This is a genomic window from Amycolatopsis sp. CA-126428 (assembly GCF_002904335.1).
GTDB lineage: Bacteria > Actinomycetota > Actinomycetes > Mycobacteriales > Pseudonocardiaceae > Amycolatopsis.
In genome coordinates this window covers 24977-42045 of sequence record NZ_PPHF01000027.1, presented here as the reverse complement: position 1 = coordinate 42045, position 17069 = coordinate 24977, and the positions used below count along the sequence as shown (strand labels likewise).

At 71.4% G+C, this 17069-nt stretch carries 19 protein-coding genes; 13 read left to right on the top strand and 6 right to left on the bottom strand.

Translation table 11 applies throughout. The features are described from left to right. Position 1 precedes the first annotated feature (1 nt). Positions 2–415 (bottom strand): NUDIX hydrolase, encoded by a 414-nt coding sequence (locus tag C2L58_RS06510; protein WP_103336633.1) that lies wholly within the window; start codon positions 413–415, stop codon positions 2–4. Between the two features lie 196 nt (positions 416–611). Between C2L58_RS06510 and C2L58_RS06505 the strand changes: the two genes are divergently transcribed. From C2L58_RS06505 to C2L58_RS06475, 7 genes are all read left to right on the top strand, one after another. Further along, the gene (locus C2L58_RS06505; protein ID WP_199191129.1) at positions 612–776 is read left to right on the top strand and encodes a hypothetical protein; all 165 of its coding nucleotides are present in this window, start codon (positions 612–614) and stop codon (positions 774–776) included. A 20-nt stretch (positions 777–796) separates the two neighbouring features. Further along, positions 797–1357, top strand: coding sequence for a PH domain-containing protein (locus tag C2L58_RS06500; protein ID WP_003095467.1), 561 nt, complete (start codon positions 797–799; stop codon positions 1355–1357). A 49-nt stretch (positions 1358–1406) separates the two neighbouring features. Then, complete coding sequence (locus C2L58_RS06495; protein ID WP_103336631.1) at positions 1407–2279, top strand: PHP domain-containing protein; 873 nt, start codon at positions 1407–1409, stop codon at positions 2277–2279. Position 2280: 1 nt separating this feature from the next. Beyond that, a complete protein-coding gene (locus tag C2L58_RS06490) occupies positions 2281–2910 on the top strand; it encodes a MarC family protein (RefSeq protein WP_013223009.1) in 630 nt (209 codons plus the stop codon). Positions 2911–3034: 124 nt separating this feature from the next. After that, complete coding sequence (locus tag C2L58_RS06485; RefSeq protein ID WP_103336630.1) at positions 3035–5497, top strand: alpha-L-rhamnosidase-related protein; 2463 nt, start codon at positions 3035–3037, stop codon at positions 5495–5497. 146 nt (positions 5498–5643) lie between these two features. Then, complete coding sequence (locus C2L58_RS06480) at positions 5644–6495, top strand: RecB family exonuclease (protein ID WP_199191132.1); 852 nt, start codon at positions 5644–5646, stop codon at positions 6493–6495. A 12-nt stretch (positions 6496–6507) separates the two neighbouring features. Beyond that, complete coding sequence (locus C2L58_RS06475) at positions 6508–7191, top strand: hypothetical protein (RefSeq protein ID WP_103336628.1); 684 nt, start codon at positions 6508–6510, stop codon at positions 7189–7191. Positions 7192–7333: 142 nt separating this feature from the next. Here C2L58_RS06475 and C2L58_RS06470 read toward each other — a convergent pair whose 3' ends face one another. Both C2L58_RS06470 and C2L58_RS06465 read right to left on the bottom strand, forming a co-directional pair. Next, entirely contained in the window at positions 7334–8647 is a 1314-nt protein-coding gene (locus C2L58_RS06470; protein ID WP_199191128.1) for an Rv3212 family protein, read from the bottom strand. 26 nt (positions 8648–8673) lie between these two features. Further along, the gene (locus tag C2L58_RS06465) at positions 8674–10479 is read right to left on the bottom strand and encodes a DEAD/DEAH box helicase (RefSeq protein WP_103336626.1); all 1806 of its coding nucleotides are present in this window, start codon (positions 10477–10479) and stop codon (positions 8674–8676) included. Between the two features lie 230 nt (positions 10480–10709). Here C2L58_RS06465 and C2L58_RS06460 point away from each other — a divergent pair, with 230 nt between their 5' ends. The 3 genes from C2L58_RS06460 to C2L58_RS06450 all read left to right on the top strand — a co-directional run bounded on the left by C2L58_RS06460 (position 10710) and on the right by C2L58_RS06450 (position 12296). Continuing rightward, entirely contained in the window at positions 10710–11363 is a 654-nt protein-coding gene (locus C2L58_RS06460) for a ferritin-like fold-containing protein (protein ID WP_103336625.1), read from the top strand. A 119-nt stretch (positions 11364–11482) separates the two neighbouring features. After that, complete coding sequence (locus tag C2L58_RS06455) at positions 11483–11713, top strand: DUF3107 domain-containing protein (RefSeq protein ID WP_013223016.1); 231 nt, start codon at positions 11483–11485, stop codon at positions 11711–11713. A gap of 121 nt (positions 11714–11834) precedes the next feature. Beyond that, positions 11835–12296 carry a pyridoxamine 5'-phosphate oxidase family protein gene (locus tag C2L58_RS06450; protein WP_233225588.1) on the top strand — a complete coding sequence of 154 codons (462 nt, stop codon included), beginning with the start codon at positions 11835–11837 and terminating at the stop codon, positions 12294–12296. Between the two features lie 39 nt (positions 12297–12335). Here C2L58_RS06450 and C2L58_RS06445 read toward each other — a convergent pair whose 3' ends face one another. Together C2L58_RS06445 and C2L58_RS06440 are read right to left on the bottom strand one after the other, a co-directional pair. Next, entirely contained in the window at positions 12336–12653 is a 318-nt protein-coding gene (locus tag C2L58_RS06445) for a DUF4873 domain-containing protein (RefSeq protein ID WP_103336624.1), read from the bottom strand. Next, positions 12650–13420: a TetR/AcrR family transcriptional regulator gene (locus C2L58_RS06440; protein WP_103336623.1), complete on the bottom strand. Its 771-nt coding sequence runs from the start codon at positions 13418–13420 to the stop codon at positions 12650–12652. Before C2L58_RS06440 ends, C2L58_RS06445 begins: the two co-directional genes overlap by 4 nt. A gap of 55 nt (positions 13421–13475) precedes the next feature. On the opposite strand from C2L58_RS06440, the gene C2L58_RS06435 reads away from it, so the two are divergent. Continuing rightward, entirely contained in the window at positions 13476–14384 is a 909-nt protein-coding gene (locus C2L58_RS06435; protein WP_199191127.1) for an AurF N-oxygenase family protein, read from the top strand. Further along, positions 14381–15274: an alpha/beta fold hydrolase gene (locus C2L58_RS06430; RefSeq protein ID WP_103336621.1), complete on the top strand. Its 894-nt coding sequence runs from the start codon at positions 14381–14383 to the stop codon at positions 15272–15274. Before C2L58_RS06435 ends, C2L58_RS06430 begins: the two co-directional genes overlap by 4 nt. A 46-nt stretch (positions 15275–15320) precedes the next feature. On the opposite strand, the gene C2L58_RS06425 is transcribed toward C2L58_RS06430, so the two are convergent. After that, entirely contained in the window at positions 15321–15947 is a 627-nt protein-coding gene (locus C2L58_RS06425) for a TetR/AcrR family transcriptional regulator (RefSeq protein ID WP_103336620.1), read from the bottom strand. 113 nt (positions 15948–16060) lie between these two features. Between C2L58_RS06425 and C2L58_RS06420 the strand changes: the two genes are divergently transcribed. Continuing rightward, positions 16061–17038: an alpha/beta fold hydrolase gene (locus C2L58_RS06420; protein ID WP_103336619.1), complete on the top strand. Its 978-nt coding sequence runs from the start codon at positions 16061–16063 to the stop codon at positions 17036–17038. Positions 17039–17069: the final 31 nt, after the last annotated feature.

The window sequence follows — 17069 nt, the reverse complement described above, 5'->3', positions numbered from 1 at the left end:
TTCAGGCGGCCGGGAGGGCATTCCAGTCGCGGAGCGTGACGTAGAGGAGGTCGACGAGCGCTCCGGCGGCCTCCAGCGCGGCAAGGTCTGCCGCATCGGACCAACGTGCCTCCGATGCGTCGTCACCGGCCGTGAGAACGCCGCCCTCGACCTCGCAGGCGTAGTCGAAGATCTCGTACGGCCCCCGCCGCACCGCGCCGACCAGTGTGCCGGGAATCACGTCCAGCCCGGTCTCCTCGGAAAGCTCCCGGACCACAGCCTCTTTGTCCGTTTCGCCCGGTTCGACTCGGCCACCCGGCAGCGACCATTGCCCCGAACCGGGGTTGTTCAAGCGCCGGATGAGCAGCAACCGGCCCTGCGGGTCGAACACGACCCCGCCGACGCAGCGGATTGTGGTGCCGGGAAGGCTCTCCATGTCCCGAAGGGTAGACGTGACCGAGTTGAAAACCGATGTCCTGTACACGGAGAGTAGCCATACGGTACACTTCGGACCGCGTGCTGACCCAAGCGCGGGACTTTCCTCCCCTGCGCCTGTTCAGTGCGGTACAACGTAAAAAGTCAAGTTCTCTGCAGTTGTCCGGTGTCACCGTAAGAGACGGGATTTGATCGCGGTGAACGTGAAGAAGATTGCGGGCCTCGCCGGTATCGCGTTGGTGCTGTTCTTCGTCATCGCCCAGCCTGGGCAGGCCGCCGGCCTCGTCGGCAACATCATCGAATTCCTCCGCAGCTCGGCCGAATCGGTGATCACCTTCGTCAGCAACGTGTTCAAGGGCTGATCGGGGGCTACCCTCGAACCATGTTCGCGCCACGCGACCCCGACGAGTACCTCCTCGACACCGAGCGGCGGGTCATCCGGATCCGCCGCCACTGGGCGGTGCTGCTCTGGGACACCTTCGAGGCGGCCGCGCTGCTGGCCGTCTGCGTGCTGGTGTCCTACCTGCTGCCACCGGCGCTGTACATCGGCCAGAACATCCTCTGGTACGTGGCGCTGCTCGTCGTGCTGCGGTTCGCCTACGTGGTGATGGAGTGGTGGGTCGAGCGCCTGGTGGTCACCGACAAGCGGTTCGTCATGACCACCGGCGTGTTCACCACCAAGGTGCTGATGATGCCGATCAGCAAGGTCACCGACCTCAGCTACGTCCGCACGGCCACCGGCCGCATGATGGGCTACGGCACGATGGTGGTCGAGTCGGCCGGTCAGATCCAGGCGCTGAACAAGATCGACTTCCTGCCGCGGCCCGAAGAGTTCTACGACACGATCTCCGAGCTGGTCTTCGGTGACAAGCAGAAGCAGGCCGAACGCTTCTCCATGATCAAGGCCCAGCGGGCCGCCCGGGGCAAGAAGCCGGTCGGGTGACGTGCGCCGGGGTGTCCCGGCCGCAGTGTGACGCACCGCATCGTCGACAATGGACACGATGCGCATCGACCTGCACGCCCACTCCACCGCTTCCGACGGCACCGACACGCCGGCCGGGCTCGTCGCCGCGGCCGCGAAAGCCGGGCTCGACGTCGTCGCGATCACCGACCACGACACCACCGCGGGCTGGGCGCCCGCTTCCGAAGCGGTGTCACCAGGCCTGACGCTGGTCCCCGGCGCCGAGCTCTCCACGGTGTCGATCGACCCCGAGACCGGCCGGCAAATCAGCGTCCACCTGCTCGCCTACCTCTTCGACCCGACGTCCGAGCCCGTCGTCACCGAGCAGACCCGGCTGCGGCTCGAGCGCCGCACGCGGCTGCGGCGGATGGCCGAGCGGATGGCCGCCGATGGCCTCCCGATCGACATTGACGAGATCTTCGGCCTGCTGCCCGAGGACTCCCCGCCCGGGCGCCCCCACCTGGCCCAGGCGCTGGTCCGGGCCGGGCTGGTCAAGTCCGTCGACGAGGCCTTCGCCGACTACCTCAGCCCCCGCCGCGGCTACTACGTCGCCCGGCGCGACACGCCGGTCGAAGAGGCCATCGACATGATCGCCGCGGCCGGCGGCGTCACGGTCGTCGCGCACCCCTTCGCCTTCAGCCGCGGCGCCACCATCAGCGAGGACACCCTCGCCGGGCTGGCCGCGCGCGGGCTCACCGGCGTCGAGGCCGACCACCCCAACCACGACGCGCCGACGCGGGCCCGCACCCGCGAGCTGGCCGGCGAGCTCGGGCTCGTCTTCACCGGGTCCAGCGACTACCACGGCACCAACAAGACGATCGCGCTCGGCGAGTGCACCACCGACCCCGGGCAGTTCGAGGAGCTCGCTTCACGCGCCACGGGGTTCCAGGTCGTGAAGGGCTGACATGGCGCTCGCCGACGTCTTCGACGCGAAGCTCTTCATGAGTGCGACGATCACCCTGATCGTCATCATGGACCCGCCCGGCACGGTGCCGGTGTTCCTCAGCCTCGTCGGCCGCAAGCCGGTGGCGACCCGGGCGCGCGCCGCCCGGCAGGCCGTCCTGGTGTCCCTGCTGGTCATCAGCCTGTTCGCGGTCGCGGGCCAGGCGATCCTGGCCTACCTCGGCATCGGCATCCCCGCGCTGCAGGGCGCGGGCGGGCTGCTGCTCCTGCTGATCGCCCTGCAGCTGCTCACCAGCAACGGCCACGAGCCCGAGGCGGCGGCCGAGGACGTCAACGTCGCCCTCGTGCCGCTCGGCACCCCGCTGCTGGCCGGGCCCGGCGCGATCGCCGCGACGATCGTGTTCGTCCGGCAGGCCGACGGCCACATCGGCGCGTACATCGCCCTGGCGCTCGCGATCGTCACCACCCACTTCGTCATCTACCTCTGCATGCGGTACTCCGGTCTCGTCATCCGGCTGATCAAGGAAAGCGGCATCACGCTGCTGGCGAAGGTGGCCGGCCTGCTGCTCGCGGCCATCGCCGTGGAGCTCGTCGCGAACTCCGTCCGCGGGTTCATCGCCGGCGGGAACTGACCCGCCACCCGGGTTGTCCTGCCGGACAGGATGCGCCCGGTTCGTTGACATCGTTGGCACCGCTGTCGCAGATTGAAGCTCAGCTCAGCGTTTGAAACGATTCAATGCGCCTGCGGAGGCCTCGATGAAGTGGCTCAGAGCAGTCCTGCCGGTCGCGGTACTGGTGGCGAGCGGCGTGGTCGCCGCGCCCGCCGACGCCGCGCCGGGCTGGCAAAAGTACGTCGTCGCACCGGCGAGCCGGGACGTCCGGCCGGTGAAGGTGCTGTCCACCACCGGAGACGTCGCGAACCCGAACGGCTTGCTCGGCCGCGGGGTGGCGACGTTCAAGCGGCAGGCGCCGCCGCCGAAGCCGGTGTGGCCCGCGGGCACCACCGCGGCCGCGTCGTCGTTCCACGCGCCGAACAACGGCGGGAACGGGCAGCCCCGGACCTACGACCCCGGCAACGCCGTCGACGGCAACACCGGGACGTTCTGGAACGACGACACGATCGGCGGCTACCCCGACGTCCTGACGATCACCGCGGGCGCGCCGGTCACGCTGCCGGGCGTCACCGTGCTGTCCAATGTGGACGGCGTGCCGCAGGACTTCACGGTCGAGGTGCTGGAGGCGGGCGCGTGGCGAGTGGCCGCCACAGTCAGCGGCAACACGGCGGTGCAGCGCGCGGTCACCTTCGACCGGCCGGCGCCGGCCGCGCAGGTCCGGATCACCGTGACCAAGGACCAGAACACCCCGTCCGGCGAGTTCAGCCGCGTCGCCGAGGTGTGGCCCGGCGTGGTCGCCGACCCGCCGGTGCCGACCGCCGTCGTCGACTTCGGCCAGGTGGTCGCGGGATACCCGAAGATCGCGTTCGCGGGCGCCTCGGCGAACCGGCCGGGCGTGCGGCTGGCGTTCTCGGAGACCCTCCAGTACCTGGGCGAACGCTCCGACTTCACCCGCTCGGACTTCTCCGGCGGGCCGGGCACGGACCAGTTCGCCGTGCCCTCGACGCCGACGGTCTGGCGGGACACGAAGGGCTGCGCTTCGGGAACGCAGGTGTGCGCGGACGGCTTGCACGGCTTCCGCTACCTGCGGATCAGCCTCGACGCGCTGGCCTCGGACGCGCCGTCGGCTCAGCCGTCCGGCGAGGTGCGGATCAGCGGCGTCTCGCTCGACTTCACGCCGTTCCTCGGCACGCCGTCGACCTACCGCGGCTGGTTCGAGTCGTCCGACGAGCAGCTCAACCAATACTGGTACGCGGCGTCCTACACGAACGAGCTGGGCATGGACACCTTCCGGGAGTCCGATGTGGACCCGCGGGGCGCGTTCTCGCCGTCGCTGGACGGGAAGCTGGTGCTGCACGACGGCGCGAAACGCGACCGGGACCCGTACGTCGGCGACGTCGCGGTTTCCGGCCTGACGCAGTACCTGACGCACCAGGACGGCACGGCGGCGCGCAACGTCCTCGCCGACCTGGCCGACCACCAGCGCGCGGACGGCTGGATCCCGCCCGCGTCGATCAACGGCTACACGCTGCCGCTGTTCGACTATCCGCTCTGGTGGGTGACCTCGAGCTGGGACTACGTCCTCTACACGGGCGACAACGCGTACGCGGCTTCGTACTACTCGCACCTCGTGAAGACGCTCGACAGCTGGTATCCGTCGGTGACTGATTCGCGCGGGTTGCTCGCGAAGGGCCTCAACGGCACCGGCGGCTACGGCGACTACGCCTTCCTGCCGCGTACGGGCGAGGTGACGTACTACAACGCGTTGTACGTCCGGGCGCTGCAGGGCGCGGCCGGCCTGGCGCGCGCGACGGGGCACCCGGCCGACGCGGATCGGTGGCTTTCGCGGGCTTCGGGCGTCTCGGCGGCGGTGAACCAGTACTTGTGGGACCCGGCGGCGGGCGCGTACCTCGATTCGGCAACGGGCGCGGTGCGCCACGGCCAGGACGGCAACAGCCACGCTGTTCTGGCCGGGATCGCGTCTCCCGCGCAGGCCACTTCGGCGCTGGCGCGGCTCGCGGCGGGTGCGTTGCCGTACGGGAACCCGTTCATGGACAACGACACCTTGGTCGGCGACGGCACGAAGCGCGTGTACGCGTTCACGTCGTTCCCCGAGCTGCAGGCGCGGTTCCGGACCGGGCAGACGGCGTCCGCGATCGACCAGATCAAGCGGACGTACGGCTGGATGGCCACGCACGACCCGGGCATCACGGCGTGGGAGGGCATCGGCGAGGGCGGTTCACACTACGAGCAGGGGTACACCTCGGCCGCGCACGGCTGGTCGACCGGGGTCGTGCCCGCGCTGACGAACGAGCTGCTGGGCGTCTCGCCGACGTCGCCGGGCTTCGCGACCTGGACGGTTTCGCCGCACCCGGGCCCGGTTTCGTGGGCGCGAGGGGCGGTGCCGACGCCGAAGGGCGCGTTGTCGGCTTCGTGGTCTCAGCAGGGTTCGGTGTTTTCGTTGACGGTGACCGCGCCGCGCGGGACCTCCGGTTCGCTGGTGGTGCCCGGTGGCCGGTTGGTGCTGCTGGATGGGCGTCCGCTTCGCGCGGCGGGTCTGCTGACGGTTTCCGGCGGGACGCACACGGTGCTCGTCGTGCGGTGAACCGGCTTTCCGCGCGGGGCAGGCTCGCCCCGCGCGGAAAGTGGCTGTGACATCTGGGGCTTCGCCCCAGGTCGGGGGCTCCGCCACCCGAACCCCCGAAAAAAGTGTCGGTGGTGGTGCGTAGCGTGGGCGCAGTGAGAGACCAGATGGGCTTCGACTTCGGCGTCGCGCAACCGGTGCGGCTCACGAAGGTTTCGCCGGCGCGGCTGGCGACCTTCGACGACTGCCCGCGCCGGTACAGGCTCGCGTACCTCGAACGGCCGACACCGCAGCGCACCGGGCCGTGGGCGCACAGCACGCTGGGTGCGGTGGTGCACAACGCGCTGCGGGCGCTGTTCGACCTGCCCGTGCTCAAGCGGGTGCCGCAGCGCGCGGTGGCGCTGGTGGCCGAGTTCTGGAAGGACGCGGGCTTCGAGACCGAAGAGCAGGCGGCGCGGTACCGGGCAAGGGCGAAGGGGTGGGTGGCGGAGTACGTCGAGGACAACGACGTCTCGCACGACCCGGTGGGGCTGGAGCGGTGGGTGTCGGCGCCGGTCAGCGGGACACCGGGGGAGCGGCCTTCGATGATCATCGAGGGCCGCACGGACCGGATCGACGCGCGCGACGGCTCGCTGGTGATCGTCGACTACAAGACGGGCCGCCGGCCGCCGGACGAGTACGAAGCCCGCGCGTCGCAAGCGCTTGCGCTGTACGCGGTGGCGGCGTCGCGCACGTTGCGGATGCCGTGCACGGCGGTGGAGCTGCACCACCTGCCGACAGGCACGATCGCGGCGGCGGAGCACACCCCGGAGAGCTTGCAGCGGCACCTGCAGCGCGCGGAAGAGACCGCCGGAGACCTACGCCTGGCCACGGATACCCTGGACGCGGGCGGCGACGGGGACGTGTTGTTCCCACCCCGCCCGGACCGCCGCTGCGCCTGGTGCGACTTCAGGCCGAGCTGCGCGGCGGGCCAGGAAGCGGCCCCGCAGGCGCAGCCGTGGGACCTGCTCGCGCCCTGAACGGGAGGGAACGTGGCTTCACCGGACACCGACGAACTGGCGACAGTGCCGTTGCCCGCGGGACAGCCCGAAGCCGGTCAGGTGCCGGCCCGCAGAGCTGCGCCGGAGCCGCGCGAGGCCGGAGCGGTGGGGTCGGAGCTGACCGAGGCGGGTGCGGAGCTGACCGAGGCGGGTGCGGAGCTGACCGAGGCGGCGCCGCGCGAGGCTGAGCGCGCCCGACCTGGGGAACTTCGCGAGGTTGCGGCTGCCCGGCCTGAGGCACTTCGGGAGGCTGAGGGCGCCCGATCCGAGGCGCTCGGTGCGGCCGACGAGCCGACCGTCGAGCAGGAGCGGGTCGCCCCTGAGCGGATCGAGCCGGAGGCTACCGGCTCGGAGGTTACGGCCCCGGAGGCCGAGGCGAGTGCGCCGGCCGGGCCCGCGAAAGACCGCGGCCGCTGGTGGCGCGGGTTCACCGGCTCCCTGGCGGCCGGGCTCACGGTCCTCGCGATCGGCGTGCTCGCGGTGGCGGGCATCTGCCTGTTCACGGGAGCCCCCGGCCCCGGCCCAATGCTGCTGGTCGGCCACCCGGTGGCGGCGGTGCTGGCCCTGCTGGCTCAGCGAGTCGCCGACCGCCGCACCGGCCTCCCGGCAGTGGGAGCAGGCGTGGCGGTGGTCCTGTTCACGGTCTCCGCCCTGACCCTTTTCTGGCTCACCTGACCGCACCCGCCCAAGCACGCCAGTCCCGCCTCCCCGCACGCGACCGGAACTCGCTCGCAGGCCGATCTCGCGTGATCAGGCAGCCATCACGCGTGACTGGAGAGTCATCTCGCGTGATTGGGGAGTCGACACGCGGGGCGGGCTACTTCAGGGCGGTCAAGGTGGCGCCGCGCTGCTCGAGCAGGACCGGGCCGGCCGCGGCCAACCGGACCGCTCCCGGATAGCCGCGGCGCTCGACGCCCACCGTGCGGATCGTGGACCCGTCGTTCTCGTTCAGCACCGCCAAGCCGCCCTTGATGGGGACCACCAGCTGCTGGGCGTACGTGACCCCCGGGCCCAGTGCACTGCTCAGCGTCCAGCGGGGCGAAAGGTCGTCGCGGGACAGGGCCACCACCTTCGACCCGCTGAACCAGTACATGTTCGCCGCCGTCTGGGTGGTTGCCTCGACTCCGGACGGCGGGTCGGCCGCCAGGTCGGCCGCCGGGAGGTCCAGGGGGTACGCCGCGCGCTGGGTGCCGTCGCCGTTGAACGTCACCAGGAGCTTCTGGTCCGGGAGGACCACCGCCGTCAGGTCGCCCGACATCGCGATCACGCGGGCGCGCTTGCCCGCCAGCACCGAACTGAAGCTGACCTGCGGCTCGTCGTCCTTTTCCGGGGCCGCTTTGTACACCGTCAGGCGGTCGGCCGGGTCGCCCGGGCAGCGCTCGATCACGCCGATCTTGCCCGATGCCGCCGCGACCGTGCCGTACGTGCAGCCCGTGCGGGGCTGCTTGCCCGCGTTGACCAGCGCCGGGACCTGGCCGTACTCGGCGCTCTGGACCAGGTCGTCGCGCCAGGTCGTGAGGAGCGTCTTGCCCGTGGCTGTCACGTGGGAGCCGTCGTCGATCAGCTGGGTGCCCAGCTCCGCGTTGCCGTTGCGCTGGGCCGTGATCCGGCCCGTGGCCGGGTCCAGCTGCGTGACTTCGCTGCAGTTGCGGCTCTTGTGGTAGACGGCGTTCAGCCGCCCCCACACCTGGTCCAGCGTGCACAACGGCAGGTCACGCGAGTAGTGCCAGCGGATCTGCCCGGTCAGCGGGTCGCGGGTGGCGACCTCGCCGCCGTCCGCCGTGGCCACCGATTCGCCGGCCACGACCGGGATCGGCGTCGCGCCGCTGGGGGCGCTCCAGATCGCCGCCAGCGACCCGGGGACCTTGTCCGGGGCCGCGGGCAACGCCGGAGGGGGCGCCGCCTCGGTCCGGTCGGTGGCCGCGCTGTCGCTCGTCGTGCCGATGACCAGCGCGACGGCGACCACGGCCACCGCGATCAAGGCGGCGATCACCCTGTCCCGCCCGCGGTTCCAAGGCGAACGACGCGCCTTGACCCGCGGGGCGGGCGGAGTGCTCTCGGGAGCGTCTTCGAGCACGTCCTCGGACCCGTAGGCAGGCGTCTCTTCAGCCGCCTTCTCGACGTCGCTCACGTACCCGAACCCCCGATGGAGAAGCCTCAGTCTGCCGAAGCAGGTGTATCAGAAGTCGCGGCCGGACGGCGACGCCGGCGGCGGCGAGCCGGACGCTCGGCGTTCTCGCCGGCCTCCTTTTCGACGGCCGGGCCGGTCGCCTCCGGGGCGTTGCCGCTGCGGGTGCGGCGGCGGCTCCGGGTGCGGCCCTCCGACGCGGGTGCCTCGGCGTCCGGCGAAGCGGACGCGGCGGCGTTGTCCGCGGCCTCGACCGCTTCGGCCGCCCGCGAGCCACCGCGGGTCCGCTTGCGCGGGGTCCGGCTGCGCTTGCGCGGCGCCTCGTCCTCCGGCGCGGCGGCGGCTTCGCCGGTCCGGCCACGGCCGCGGCCGCGCTTCTTGCCGCCCAGGTCCTCTTCCTCCTCGGCGGCCAGGCCCGCACGGGTGCGGTTGGCCAGCGGCAGCCGCCCGGACGTGCCGGCCGGGATGCCCAGGTCCTCGAACAGGTGCGGCGACGACGAGTACGTCTCCACCGGCTCCGGCTTGTCGAGGCCGAGGGTGTCCGAGATCAGCTTCCAGCGCGGCATCTCGTCCCAGTCGACGAGGGTGACGGCGACGCCGGTCCGGCCCGCGCGGCCGGTGCGGCCGATGCGGTGGACGTAGGTCTTCTCGTCGTCCGGGCACTGGTAGTTGATGACGTGGGTGACGTCGTCGATGTCGATGCCGCGGGCCGCGACGTCGGTCGCGACCAGGACGTCGACCTTGCCGGAGCGGAACGCGCGCAGGGCCTGCTCGCGGGCGCCCTGGCCCAGGTCACCGTGCACGGCGGCGGCCGCGAAGCCGCGCTCGACCAGGTCGTCGGCCACCTTCTGCGCGGTGCGCTTGGTGCGGCTGAAGATCATCGTCAGGCCGCGGTCCTTCGCCTGCAGGACGCGGGCGATGACCTCGGGCTTGTCCATCGAGTGCGCCCGGTAGACGAACTGGGTGGTGCGCTCGTGGATCGCGCTCGCGTCGTTCTCTTCGGCGCGGATGTGCGTCGGCTGGCGCAGGAACGTGCGGGCCAGCGTGATGATCGGGCCCGGCATGGTGGCCGAGAACAGCATGGTCTGCCGCTCGTCCGGCACCATCCGGAGGATGCGCTCGATGTCGGGCAGGAAGCCCAGGTCGAGCATCTCGTCGGCCTCGTCCAGCACCAGGCCGCGGACCTTGCCGAGCACCAGGTGCTGCTGCTCGGCCAGGTCGAGCAGGCGGCCCGGGGTGCCGATCACGACGTCGATGCCCTTGCGGAGGGCCTCGATCTGCGGCTCGTAGGGGCGGCCGCCGTAGATGGCCAGGGTGCGGATGCCCAGGTGCTTGCCGGCGCCCTTGAGGTCGTTGGCGACCTGGATGCACAGCTCGCGGGTCGGCACCACGACCAGCACCTGCGGGGTGCCGTCGCCCGGCACCTCCACGCGGTGCAGCAGCGGGACGCCGAAGCCCAGCGTCTTGCCCATGCCGGTGCGGGCCTGGCCGATGAGGTCGTCGCCGGCCATCGCCAGCGGCAGGGTGAGTTCCTGGATCGCGAAGGTGCGCTCGATGCCGGCCTCGCCGAGGGCCTTGACGATCTCCGGCTTGACGCCGAAGGACGCGAAGGTCGGGTTCTCGGGCTCGACCTCGACGCCCGCCTGCAGCGGGTGCGAGGTGTCGAGCGCGGCCGGGCCGGTCTCGCTGTGTTCCAGCGCGACGGCGGGGGTCTGTTCGGTTGTGGGAATTTCTGCGGTCAGGGTGATCGCCTCTCTCGTGACCAGCGCGCACAGCCGTGGGTCCGCTCGACACTCGACCGGGAGTAAACCCTGGTCCCTGGCGCTGATCTTCAAGCGCGGAACCGGTCCGCCCCGGGAATGCCGGAAGAGGCGTGCACGCACATTGCAGTACGTCGGCAAGCCGCGTGACCTGCCTGTTCCCGTCGCCGGTATGGCGTACGGAAGCTTGTTATCGCACGCCAGTGTACCTGGTCAGCAGTTTTTCGACAGTACCCGGCGCGCCGGAACCAGTGTGATCGGTCTCGTCCCGACACGCCCGGGTGCTTCGGCGATACCCTGCCCCCGTGACCGAGCCCCAAGAGATCTCCGAAGGCGTAGTAGACCTTCTGGGTGTGATCGCCTACCTCGAACTGTCCGCGTTCGACCGGCTGGCGGAGGACGCGCGCAGCGCCCCCACGCTGGCCGGCCGTGCCGCGCTGGCGACCATGGCGGCCGCCGAGATCGGTCACTACGGGCTGCTCGCCCAGCACCTGGCCGCCCAGGACGTCAAGATCGAGGACGCGATGGCGCCGTTCGTCGCCCAGGTCGACGCCTGGCACGCGTCGACGCCCCCGAAGTCGTGGCTGGAGTCGCTGGTCAAGGCCTACGTCGGGGACGGACTGGCCGCCGACCTCTACCGCGAGATCGCCAGCTGGCTCGACCCGGAGACCAAGGACCTGGTGCTGACCGTGCTGGCCGACACCGGCCACTCGGCCTTCGCCGAACGCGAGGTCGCGGCCGGCATCGAGGCCGACCCCAAGACCCGCGACAAGCTCGCCCTGTGGGGCCGCCGCCTGCTCGGCGAGGCCCTGACCCAGGCCCAGTACGTCGTCGCCGAGCGCGACGGGCTGGCCGAGCTCATCGTCGGCGGCTCGGGCGACCTCTCCGGAATTGCCGCGCTGTTCCGGCGGTTGCAACAAGGGCACACGAAGCGCATGCAGGCGCTCGGCCTGGGCTGAACCCGATGGAGTACCCGGAAGTGACAACGCGGTCGGGCGCGGACATGCGCCACCGGAACGAGCCGGTTCGGTTAGCCTTGGCCGGCACATCCCTTACGAATTTCCAGCGGAGGTCCCACGTGGAGGTCAAGATCGGCATCAAGGACACGCCGCGCGAGCTGGTGGTGTCCAGTGGCCAGTCTCCCGAAGAGGTGGAGAAGCTGGTCGCCGAGGCCCTGACGGCCGGTGACGGGCTCTTCCGCATCAACGACGAGAAGGGGCGCAAGTACATCGTCCCCTCCGACCGCATCGCGTACGTCGAGATCGCCCCGTCCGACGTCCGCAAGGTCGGCTTCGGCGTCGGCGACTGACCCACCAGCCCGCAAGAGCCACCTCGGGGCGTTCCCGGGGTGGCTTTCGCGTGCCCGGAGGTTTCACCGGATTGTGGTGTTCTGCTTGGAGTGTCGCTTTTCGGCCGCCTAGCTTCGGCCGGTGACCACTCTCGAACCGACCGCCGTCGCGGATCTCGTGCGGAACACCCTCGCCGCGCACAAGTCGCTGTTCCTCGCCACCGCGGGCAGCACCGGGCCCTGGGTCGGCGGGGTGTACTTCGCCGAACGCGGCGAGTTCACCCTGGACCTCGTGCTCGAGGACCGCGGCCGGACGCTGGCCGCGATCCGGGAGAACCCGGTGGTCTCGGTCGTGGTCTCGACGGGCTCGCCGATGCAGCCGTTCCTGCAGGCCCAGGCGTTCGCCGAGGTCGTCGGCGGTGATATCGGCGGTGATGAGGACGCGCGGGTGCGCGAGCTGCTCGTCGCGAAGGTCCCGGAGGCCGCGGCGTTCCTGGGGGCCCCGGTCACGGCGGTCCGGCTGACCGTGCCGAAGTGGCGGGCCACGGACATCGCGAACGGGGTGCTGCCGGGCGTGGAGCTGCCGGGCCCGCGCATGCCCTGAGCCACCCGGGTCGGCCGCCGCGCGGTGGCCGGGCCGGCGTTATGCGTTCAGCTCCTCCAGCGTCGTCGGCACGTGGAACGGTGGCGTGCTCGTGCCCATGATCCGGTACCGGCCCCACGGGTCCGGATCGGAAAGCTCGCCCGCGGCCGAGTGCGAGCCCGTCTGGAGGGACACGGCCTTCTTCTTGCCGCCCGCCAACCGGGTCAGCTCCTCGTTCACCGCCACCCGGCCGTACCAGCGGTAATAGCCGTCGATCGGCTGGAAGTAGCCGCGCAGCTCGACCGTCACCGGCAGCGACACGCCGTCGACCACCAGGGTGGCCGGTCCGCGGTAACCGTCTTCGTCGTGCTCGCTCATGACGTTTCCTCCAACGACTCGGGGGCGCGGCCCAGCTGGACCACCTTGTTGGCTTCCAGGGGCAGGTTCGGGTCGATGACCACGCCGTTCTGGCGGGTCAGCCCGTCGATGGCCGCCCAGATGATCTGGGTCAGGTACTCGACGACCGCGTCGCGGCTCATCGAACGGCGGTCCAGCCACCACTCGCCGGTGTTCTGGACCATGCCGACGATGCCGTGCGCCCACGGCTCGGCCGCACCGGAGTCCATGTTGAACATCCGCATGTAGTCGCCGAGCAGCGCGGTCAGGGCCGTCGCGATCAGTTCCTTGTCCTCGGCCACGACGTCCGACGACACCGGCTTCTCCGGCCGCCCGTGCGCCAGCAGCCGGTAGAGGTTCGGGTGCTCCTCGATCACGGTGAAGAACGCGTCGAGCGCCATCCGGATCCTCGGCACCGGGGCCAGTTCGGCGTTGATCGCCGGGATCAGGCGCTCGAAGAGGATTTCCGTGCCGCGCTGGCCGAGGGCGACGTACAGGTCGGCCTTGTCGTCGAAGTGCCGGTACAGCACCGGTTTGGTGACGCCGGCTTCCGCGGCGACGTCCTCCATGCCCAGGTCCGGGCCGTGCGTGTCGAGCGCCCGCAGGGCCGCCTCGACGAACTCCTTGCGCCGGGCGATCCGGTGCTTGCGCCAGCGGTCGCGCCGGGCGTCGCCGGTCGCCTCCTCGCCGCGGGAGGACCTGCTGGACGGCTTGCCGGAGCGCTTGACACGTTCGATCACGAGGGTCATGCTACGCACAGGTAACTGTTACCTCAAGTTACATGTCGCGGAAGGGGTGTCGGCGATGACGCGGACGCTGAAGGAACCGGATCGCGAGAAGACCGCGGACCGCCTGCTGAAGTCGTCGGCCAACAAGTTCTACGACCCCGACGTCGACATCGACTGGGCCGCGCCGCTGGTCGAGGGCAAGCGGTTCATCCTCGACGAGCGGTCCTCGCTCTACGGGACCGAACTCTGGGAAAAACTGACCCCCGAGCAGCGCATCGAGCTCGGCAAGCACGAGGTCGCGAGCGTCGCCACCACCGGCCTGTGGTTCGAGATCCTCCTGATGCAGATGCTGCTCAAGGAGGTCTACGAGCAGGACCCGACGTCCGCGCACGCCCAGTTCGCGCTCACCGAAATCGCCGACGAATGCCGGCACTCGACGATGTTCGCGCGGATGGCGTCGCGGATCGGCTGCCCCGCCTACGGCCCGGTGCCGTGGCTGCGGCGCCTCGCGAAGCTGATGCCGACGATCTCCTACGGCCCGGCGCGCTACGGCGCGATCCTGGTCGCCGAGGAAGTGCTGGACCGGCTGCAGCGCGAGCAGATGAACGACGAAGGCGTCCAGCCGCTGGTCCGGATGGTCAACCGGATCCACGTCCTGGAAGAGGCCCGGCACGTCACCTTCGCCCGCGAAGAGGTCACGCGCGGCATGGCGAAGCTGTCGAAGGCCGAGATCGGCTACCAGCAGTTCATCATCGCGGTCATCTCGTACTTCGTGACGCGGGCGTTCATCAACCCGGACGTCTACAAGGCGGTCGGCATCCGGCCGCGCGACGGCGTCGAAGCGGCGCTGAACAACCCGCACTGGCAGGGCACGATCGCGTGGGCGGGGGAGAAGATCATGCCGTTCCTCGAGGAGTCCGGCCTGGTCGGGCTGCCCGGCAAGTACTTCTGGCGCAAGTCGTTCCTGCTCCCGGCGGGCCGATGACCACCGTCCTCTCGCCGGGGCACCGGTTCGTCGCGAGCGACGGCGCCGCGCTGCACGTCACGCAGTCCGGGCCGGCCGATTCGGCCGTGACCCTGGTGCTCGTCCACGGCTGGACGCAGGACCACCGGACGTGGGACTTCGTGCTCCCGCACCTCGACCCCGGCCTGCGCGTGCTCCGCTACGACCTGCGCGGCCACGGCGGCTCGGCGCCGGCCCGGCGCGGCGGCGCCACGATCGCCCGGCTCGCCGACGACCTCGCCGAGCTGATCGCCGAGCGCGTCCCGGCGGGGCCGCTGGTGCTGGCCGGGCACTCGATGGGCGGCATGACGCTGATGGTGCTCGCCGAGCGGCACCCGGCGCTGGTCGCCGACCGGCTGGCGGGCGCGGCGTTCGTGGCGACGTCGTCGGGCGACATGAACCAGCTGACGCTGGGGTTCCCGGGCCTGGTCGGCCGGGGCGTGACCCGCTTCGAGCCACGCCTGGCCCAGCTGCTGGCCCGCCTGCGGAGCGACACGCTGCGGCTGCGGCCGGGGATGGTCCGCTCGGGCGCGCGACGGCTCGTGTTCGGCCTCCACCCGGGGCGCGCACAGGTGGACAGCGTCGTCGAGCAGCTGCTGGCGGTGCACCCGGCGAGCGCCGGCATGTTCCTGGACGCGATCGCGTCGCATCGGGGAATCGGCGGGCTGGGCGCCCTGTGCGACGTGCCGTCGGTGGTGCTGGCGGGGGAGAAGGACCGGCTGTGCCCGCTGCCGCACGCGAAGGTGATCGCGGACGAGCTGCCGCACGCGGAGTTCGTCCGGTTCCCGGGCGCCGGGCACATGCTGCCGCAGGAACGCCCGTACGAAGTGGCCCGCCGGATCAGCGCGCTGGTCCGCGCCGCCGTCCGCTGACCCCCGCCGGAGGCGGCACTCTCGGGAGAGTGCCGCCTCCGGCCGGTCAGCCGTCCTTGAGGGGGAAGCCGCCGCCGATGCCGCGCCAGGCCAGGTTGGCCGTCAGGGCAACCGCTTCCTCGCGGCTCATCGACTGGTGGTGGGCCAGCCAGAACCGCGCGCTGACCTGGCTCATCCCGACCAGCCCGACCGCCAGCAGCCGCGCCTTGTCCTCGTCGAGGCCCGCGTCCGCGGTGATCGTCTCCGTGATCGCGTCCACGCTCGCCGTCGTCGCCCGGTCGACCGCTTCCTGGACCGCCGGCTCGCCGCGCAGGTCGGACTCGAACACCATCCGGAACGCGCCCGCGTCGTTGCTGACGAAGTCGAAGAACGCGCCGACCGTCGCCGGGACGCGCTGCTTGTTCTCCGTCGTCGAGTCCAAGGCGTTCTGGACCCGCTTGACCAGCTCGTCGACGTGGCTTTCCAGCAGCGCGATGTACAGGTCCAGCTTGCCGGGGAAGTGCTGGTACAGCACCGGCTTCGAGACGCCCGCGACCTCGGCGATCTCGTCCATCGCGGCGGCGTGGTAGCCGTTCTCGGCGAAGACCCGCTGCGCCGCGGCGAGGAGCTGAGCCCGGCGCTCGGTCCGGGGCAGCCGCACCCCACGTTGCTGCAGGCGCGTCATCTCCGTCATGCTCATCCTCCCGTCATCGCTTCTTCGACGGGCGGGGTCGCCACCGCGTGAAGTCGCCCTGAAGATTACTCGCCGGTACGTGTGCCGCGCCAAGGGTCGGGCATTCTGGATCCGTGAACACCCCCGTGCGAGCCCGGCCGCCACTGACCCACGTGCCGCTGTCGAACCGGGCCCTGCCGTCGCTCGACCCGGTCCCGCCGCCCTGGCCGGCGGCGTTCGAAGAGGTCGGCACCGCCCGGCTGCACGTCCGCCGCACGCCCGGCCCGGACGGCGTGCCCGCCGTCTACGTGCACGGCCTCGGCGGCTCGTCGACGAACTGGACCGACCTGGCCGCGCTGCTCGCGCCGGTCGCCGGCGGCACGGCACCCGACCTGCCCGGATTCGGCTACTCCGAGCCCGAAGAGGGCTTCGACTTCACCCTTCAAGCGCACGCTGACGTCGTCGTGAAGCACATCGAGGCCGTGGGCGGACCGGTGCACCTGTTCGGCAATTCGATGGGCGGCGCGATCGCCCTGCTGGTCGCCGCCCAGAAGCCGGAGCTGGTGAAGACGCTGACGCTGATTTCGCCGGCCGTGCCGGACCTGCGCCTCGACCCGCGGCGGCTGTCGGACCCGCGGATGGCGCTCGCCTACCTGCCGCTGGTCGGCGCGCGCGTGCGGGCCCAGCTGGCCGCGCTCGGGCCGCGGGAACGCGCCGCGCAGGTCATCAAGCTGTGCTTCGCCGATCCGTCGCGGTTCCCGGAGAGCCGGCTCGACGAGCTGACCGAGGAGCACGGCGCCCGCGCCGGGTTCGCCTGGGCCGCGCCCGCGATGGCGCGCAGCACGTTCGCCATCTTCCGGGCCTGGTCGACGCTCGGGAAGGCGTCGCTGTGGTCGGTCGCGCCGCGCGTCAAGGCGCCGACCCTGGTCGTCTGGGGCCGGGAGGACCGCGTCATCTCCGTGAAACGCGCCGTGCGGACCGCGCGGGCGATCCCGCGGGCCCGGCTGCTCGTGCTCCCGCGCACCGGGCACGTGGCTCAGATGGAGCGTCCGGTCGTCGTCGCGAAGGCCGTGCTGGGCATGTGGGAGCACGTCGAAGCGGGCACCTGGTAGCCCGATCGGGCGGTGGCGAGTTCACTCGATG